The sequence below is a fragment of the Neobacillus sp. DZ-9 genome (genome assembly GCF_059587065.1).
Map to the genome: position 1 here is coordinate 1 of NZ_JCAIOL010000036.1, position 6,299 is coordinate 6,299.

General features: G+C 35.9%; 7 protein-coding genes and 1 pseudogene. 4 read left to right on the forward strand and 4 right to left on the reverse strand.

What is annotated here, in order from left to right:
* On the reverse strand, positions 1–226 hold a 226-nt coding region (locus AC59HZ_RS31105; protein ID WP_496549573.1), incomplete at its 3' end, for a hypothetical protein.
* A gap of 70 nt (positions 227–296) precedes the next feature.
* The gene (locus tag AC59HZ_RS31110) at positions 297–950 is read right to left on the reverse strand and encodes a hydrolase (protein WP_496549578.1); all 654 of its coding nucleotides are present in this window, start codon (positions 948–950) and stop codon (positions 297–299) included.
* A 432-nt stretch (positions 951–1,382) separates the two neighbouring features.
* On the opposite strand from AC59HZ_RS31110, the gene AC59HZ_RS31115 reads away from it, so the two are divergent.
* The 3 genes from AC59HZ_RS31115 to AC59HZ_RS31125 all read left to right on the forward strand — a co-directional run bounded on the left by AC59HZ_RS31115 (position 1,383) and on the right by AC59HZ_RS31125 (position 4,415).
* Positions 1,383–2,030, forward strand: coding sequence for a hypothetical protein (locus AC59HZ_RS31115; protein ID WP_496549574.1), 648 nt, complete (start codon positions 1,383–1,385; stop codon positions 2,028–2,030).
* Between the two features lie 36 nt (positions 2,031–2,066).
* The gene (locus AC59HZ_RS31120; RefSeq protein ID WP_496549575.1) at positions 2,067–2,792 is read left to right on the forward strand and encodes an Ig-like domain-containing protein; all 726 of its coding nucleotides are present in this window, start codon (positions 2,067–2,069) and stop codon (positions 2,790–2,792) included.
* Positions 2,793–3,314: 522 nt separating this feature from the next.
* Entirely contained in the window at positions 3,315–4,415 is a 1,101-nt protein-coding gene (locus AC59HZ_RS31125) for an ATP-binding protein (protein ID WP_496549576.1), read from the forward strand.
* 397 nt (positions 4,416–4,812) lie between these two features.
* Here AC59HZ_RS31125 and AC59HZ_RS31130 read toward each other — a convergent pair whose 3' ends face one another.
* On the reverse strand, positions 4,813–5,421 hold the full coding sequence (locus tag AC59HZ_RS31130) for a hypothetical protein (RefSeq protein ID WP_496549577.1): 609 nt from the start codon (positions 5,419–5,421) through the stop codon (positions 4,813–4,815).
* Between the two features lie 360 nt (positions 5,422–5,781).
* On the opposite strand from AC59HZ_RS31130, the gene AC59HZ_RS31135 reads away from it, so the two are divergent.
* A complete protein-coding gene (locus AC59HZ_RS31135; RefSeq protein ID WP_179195808.1) occupies positions 5,782–5,940 on the forward strand; it encodes a hypothetical protein in 159 nt (52 codons plus the stop codon).
* Between the two features lie 194 nt (positions 5,941–6,134).
* On the opposite strand, the pseudogene AC59HZ_RS31140 reads toward AC59HZ_RS31135, so the two are convergent.
* Positions 6,135–6,299 (reverse strand): annotated as a pseudogene (locus tag AC59HZ_RS31140) (IS110 family transposase); the annotation flags it as partial.

Sequence of the window (6,299 nt, forward strand, 5' to 3'; positions counted from 1 at the left end):
AAATTAAATACGGGATCCTGGGATTAAAAGGATTGAATGGAACTTCCACTTGAAGAATAGATTTTGGATAGCTTCCTTTATTTGAAATCCAGCTGCCAATGGCGGCTTTTTTTGCTTGTTCCACTAACGGGTCAGAAGAGTTTAATAAGGGGTAGTACCATTGCCGGGACCCTTGACATAAACGATTTAAAGCAGAGGTTGGGGACCTTTTTGGTTCCCAACACATCGCATATGATATTTTCTCTAAAAATCCCGTTATCAGAACCCATTTTCTTCTTCTCTTCCATGATGTAGGTTTATCTCATACTATCTTGTGATCCAATCATCTGATCAGCATAGAGAACTCCTAGACCATAAGCACCCCCATGTTCCTTTACAATCGCAAGTGTTCCATTGTAGGTTTCCTGACGTGCCCAATCACTTTGTAGCTCTAATAAATATTGCAGCCATGTGAGCGGTATGGCGCCCGCCTGAACCATACGTGTAACCGCCATTGCATGGGTCTCTTCACTTACTCCTCCTGAAGCATCAGATACAAAATACACTTTATATCCTTCTTCGATTGCAGAAAGAACCGGTTCAGCCAAACATACCTCGGTCCAAAGACCAGCCATGACGATTTTTCCCTTACCGTAGGCATTAACTTGCTTTATTACTTGCCGATTTTCCCAAGCGTTCATCGTCGTTCGATCGATTGGTTTTTGGTCAGGAAAGACAGCTTGAATCTCCTCAAAGATTTTTCCGCTAAAAGTTGCTGCAGCTATGGTAGTCAATATGGTAGGGACACAGAATAACTTGGCTGCTTTTGCTAGTCCCTCAATATTGTTGCGTAGTTCGGCAATATTGAGGGATTTGGTTGCAAAAGCCATTTGTGGTTGATGGTCTGTTAATATTAAAAGATGATTAGTCGGGGTCAGCAACTGACGAGAAGGAGCTCCTTTTGCCGTAATCCGTACATTTTCTTCAACATTGGAAAAGTTGTTTGACGATGCAATTGTTATCGGATCAATGTTGTTTAACCGTTGAGCATAATAACTATTCGTAGGATAACCGTAAGTTGAATGGCCATACATAGAATATGGTGTAAAAACTGGGCTATAAAACGGTCCTTCTCCTGTCCCAGGTCCATATGTCGGAGCTACATGGTATTGACAATTCCCATTGTTTACTTGTTTATTCACGTAAATCCTCCCTTAAATTTTCTTGGCTGCCCTACTTTACTAAAGTATGCCTAAGTGAAGGAACCTGTATAGTCACAAATGACTTTATTTTCATTTTCTAGTTATTGTCGATATTGTAAAACTCAAGTATGTTACTCCATTAAAGGGTCAAATTGTTGAACAACACGTTTAAAGAAATTGGTAAAGGCGAAGAGGTTGTGAGTGCTTTCACTTAAACTAACGGGGCAGATTAGTATAGGTGTAATACTTCACAAAGTTATAGTAGGAGCCAATCTGCATATTGGAAAATCGGCTTACCTATGGTTTGTGCTTTCAAATGCAGCAATAGCCGGAACCGACCATCAGTTCCCTGAAGCAGACAAAATCTTAAATATCATAAAAGATAAGGAAGATCTTACTCCGAATGACAAAAAGAAAATTGAAAATATATTGAATGACGCTACTAATATATCAGAAGCTAGTATCTATAAATTAAAGGACTTTATAAATGAAGAGGATAACAGTATTGTTTATGACGTTAGAGGCAAGACACCAGTCTATCAATACAAAAAAACATTATGGGCTCCTAGTTGGCTAGGTGTCAGTTTGCCCTCAGCAGCATATGCAAATGTAGATCCTTATTATTTCGATATGACTTACAGAAGTTTTGATGGTTTATTGCAATTCCTTCTCCTTCCTGGTGCGCTCATTTACTGGACATTATTCTGTATTTGGGCATCGATTATGGCTTACCATCAAAAACGTTTGAATATAGGTTGGATCATTGTGTTTTTATTTTTTAATGTGTTCGGATATTTATTATATTTTGTAACGAATAGAAAGGTTTCCCAGTTTAATAATTCTTTTTAACAATAGAGTGCAAGGTTTTAAGAAAATAAATGGAGAATGAGTATGAAATTAAAACGGTTCGGAAGCATAATGGTTTTATTATTGGGTCTATTGCTTATAAGTGGTAAGAGCTATCAAGCTGAAACACCTTTTGCTTCAACTGAACAGGACACCACTCCACCAGCAGCTCCAGTTGTTAATTCAATAACAGTTAATGGCGGGACTATTACAGGAACAGCAGAACCTGGTTCTATTGTTGAAAAGGTCTATTGGACCTATAAATCTTATGTACAAGTTGGTGCAGATGGTCATTTTTCCGTTTACATTCAACCATTGCCAAGTGGGACACCCGTCCACTTCACTGCTATAGACCTAGCAGGGAATAGAAGTGCAACTACTACAATCACTGTAGGCATTACCGCTTACACAGGTTGGAAATTGCAAAACAACAATTGGTACTATTTTGTTAATGGCGATGTCAAAACAGGTTGGGTTCGATATAAAAACTCCTGGTATTATCTGAACTATCCGAGTGGTGCTATGGCAACAGGATGGGTTTTGTTTAATAACAAATGGTACTATATGAATAAAGATGGGGTTATGAAAACCGGATGGCTGTATGATGCAGGTAGTTGGTATTATATAGCTAGTAGTGGAGAAATGAAAACGGGTTGGGTTCTTACCGGAGGGAAATGGTACTATCTCTATAGTAATGGGAAAATGGCATACAATACCTTAATCGGTCGTTACTATGTTGGTTGGGACGGGGCTTTGATTCAATAACAGAAACCTCCCTTTCAATTAGAAAGGGAGGTTTTATTAAATGATCGCCAAGTTTGTGAATAAATGTACTGATATGCTGCGGCGGTCTTTTTTGCTTGTTTTGCTAACGGATGCAGTTTAGTTTAACAGGAAAATGCCGCCAATATGACTACTTTTTTCAGGTCTTTTACTCGTTAGTTGCGTAGATGGTGGTAATTCTTATTTAGACAAATCTTGAAAACTTTAAAGTATAATATGTAATAATAACTAATATAATAAGTTCTTTATTAAAGAATAGATGTTTATATGGAATAGACATAAAAATAATGAACCTGATTATCGTCCTAATAATGCAGTATTCAGCTATAGAACAAAATATGAAAGGTAACGTAGATGAGTATAATAAAGGATTTTTTGCTGCAACTAACGCTTACGGTAATACCCATATTTATTTACTTTACATTTATTACGGAGAGGGTAAATAGTGATAAAAATAGAAAAGTGATAATGTCCATTTTGTGGGGAATATCAATATTTATTTGCATGTCATTTCCAGTGAGCTTTGGTCAAAATGCTCGTTTGGATTTAAGAATTATTCCTCTATTATTTGGGAGCCTATACGGTGAATTTGGCTCAGCCATCTTCCTATCAGCCCTTATCATACTTTATCGACTTTATCTTGGAATCAGTTTAGGATTTTATAATACTGTCATTGTCTTATTATTATCACTGCCTGTTATATTTTTTTTTCAAAAAGCGTTTGCAAGTTCAAACAAAGATAAAAAAGTTAAAATTGCAGTTGGTCTTGCCTTTTACTATTGCATAATTGGAATTACTTTTTTTGGTGTTCTAAGAGGTTTTTCCATAGATTATCTTAAAGTTCAGATTATTCAGCTTATCTTTGTGGTGGTAGTTACTTGGTTCTTAACTAAACTAAATGAAGCTATCAAGGATATTCACCAGCTACGATTAGAGTTGCAAAACTCGGAAAAATTACGAGTTATTAGTGAGTTAACAAGTGTTTTCGCACATGAAATTAGAAATCCGATGCAAGTTACTCGTGGCTTTCTGCAACTTCTAAACGAGCCTGATTTGTCCAATGAGAAGAAGGAATATATCCAAATATCCATTGAAGAATTAGATCGGGCAAATGAAATTATTAATGATTTATTATCTTTTGGAAAACCTTCAATAAATAACAACGAAAGAATCGACGTAGGTTCTCAGTTACAACGTGTAGTAAAAATCATTCAAAGCTACAGCCTGAGCCATAATGTTGAGATTAAAACTGATCTTCTTGAAAACTGTTGGATTTATGGGAATTCTCAAAAATTGAACCAGTCTTTGATTAATTTTTTGAAAAATGCCATAGAGTCTATGCCGAATGGTGGAATTGTTTGGATTACATGTACTTTAACTAGTGATGGATTTATAAAGATTATCATTAAGGACCAAGGAATTGGTATGACAAAAAAGCAAATTGATAGGCTTGGAACTCCGTTTTATTCCTTAAAGGAAAGAGGGACAGGACTGGGTATGATGGTTAGTTTTCAAATTATCCGTTCTTTAAAAGGTAAAGTACAAGTGAACAGTGAAAAGAATTTGGGGACAGAATTTATTATTCTTTTACCACAGATAAACTAAAGGGAGAGCATATGCCAATATATCCTGTCGATACCATTTATTTTTTTGGTGGAAATAAGTTCTCGTTTAGATAATTACATAGGAGACTGCTTCATATTTTGAAGGGCATTGTTTTGGGAGTGATTGTGAAAAGTACACTTAAAGTAACGGGTGCAAGAGTTTAAGATCCAGCCGCCATTTTTGGCGGCTTTCTTTTTGTGCTAACGAAGCAGGTTATTTGAAGAAATTTAATTAAAAATTGTGATAAATTTTTTCCCTATATAATTCTCCATTTCCGTTCGTCAGTTTTTAATGTGTTCTTTTATTCTCAAACCAATTGGGATTAATCCCTATGACAAGGGATGATAAAGCAAAAGACAAGTAAACTTCACTTGTCTTTTCGTTCATAAACAAGCATTCACTGTTCATTTCGATTCCTGTACATCAACACAGCGACGAGGCTTTGCCATTCCAATGCTTCGTTCATCGCTTTTTGATATTCGGTTGTGGTTTTTTCAATGGGAGAATAACGATGCAAAAATTGAAATTTAAACAACGGCTTCAAAATGTCATCAACGGTTATCCTCAGTTCGATTATCCGGGCAGCAGCCGTCTGTTTCGATTCGCCGCTCAATCCACCGATAATGGCACCCGTGCTTCCCGCAATCATTCCACCAACGATGGCACCGCCTATTTGCTGACCTCTCGAAGTCCTAATGATGGATGAGCCATCCTCAAATAATTCGCAATGGATTATCTTATTGGTGTTGATGAGTTCTGTTTTTTGGGGTTCAGACAAATGGATCGTCAAGATGCGCTTATTTTCATCATAAAGAATATGATGATAGTCATCCGGAGTAGAAAATCTTCTGAAAACGGTAAATTGGTGTTCGTCTGTAATGCTTCGGATTTTATTTTGTTTTTTTTCGAACTCCTTTTCTTTGCGCCGTTTTTTCAACCTGTTCATAATCCATGCAAAAAGCACGCACAACAATATGATGACAAGCAAAATAACTTTAGCCTCCATATTCTCCCCCCATTGTAGTCGATAATTTACCATATGAATAAAACTCACTTTTATGTCGGAGCAACTGCTATTACTCGCAGGGGACTATAGTGTTTGGGCGCTTTTCTTTAATAATAAGAAGTCTTTTTATAATGAGCTAGATTCTAAAACAATACATTTAAGGGATTGGATTTAATTAAAATGTATAAGAGATTGTGAAGGTTTCTACTTAAACTATAGGGTGCAAGAGGTTAACAATGAGGTGTAGCGGCAATTCATTTTCTTTTTGTACAAACGGGGCAGTTTTGTTTAAAGATATTGTAAAAAAAAGTTAAATTTGTAATATAATATAAGTAATTCGTTGGTTAGTTTGGAGGTGTTATGATGATTTGGATTTATATATTTACACCTATCATTATATTGGTTGGAATAGCCATTTATTTTGACAAAAAATCTGGGGCGACCTCACCAGATGAAAGAACAGCTGATAAGTTAGAGGAATATCCACCAGAAAATCCTTTCGGACCCAATAATTTTTGACCTTTAAATGATTCAAATACAACTTTTCAAAGACATTGTGAACGATTGTACTTAAAGTAAACCAGCTAATAGTTTGTCAATATTTTTCATTAAAAATCTTAAAGGGCACATGATATACTAAAAATAAGCATGACAAATAGCCTTCCTAATTTAGATTATTGGAAGGTTTTTCATTATTTAGTTTTATTTTTCATTTAAGCTATATCTTGGAAAGTTGAGTTACTCTTTAAAAGCGCATAGATCCATTGTAAGAGCTTATTTGCACATGCTATTACAGCTACCTTATAAGGCTTTCCTTCTTCGCGTTTCTTATCATAGAACTCTCGTAACCTCTTGTTGCGAGGGATAATATCTTTAGT

Excerpts from the sequence above, each read along its gene's own strand:
- AC59HZ_RS31120 (WP_496549575.1), top strand. The coding sequence starts at position 2,067 with ATGAGTATGAAATTAAAACGGTTCGGAAGCATAATGGTTTTATTATTG.
- AC59HZ_RS31125 (WP_496549576.1), top strand. The coding sequence starts at position 3,315 with ATGTCATTTCCAGTGAGCTTTGGTCAAAATGCTCGTTTGGATTTAAGA.
- AC59HZ_RS31130 (WP_496549577.1), bottom strand. The coding sequence starts at position 5,421 with ATGGAGGCTAAAGTTATTTTGCTTGTCATCATATTGTTGTGCGTGCTT.
- AC59HZ_RS31135 (WP_179195808.1), top strand. The coding sequence starts at position 5,782 with ATGATGATTTGGATTTATATATTTACACCTATCATTATATTGGTTGGA.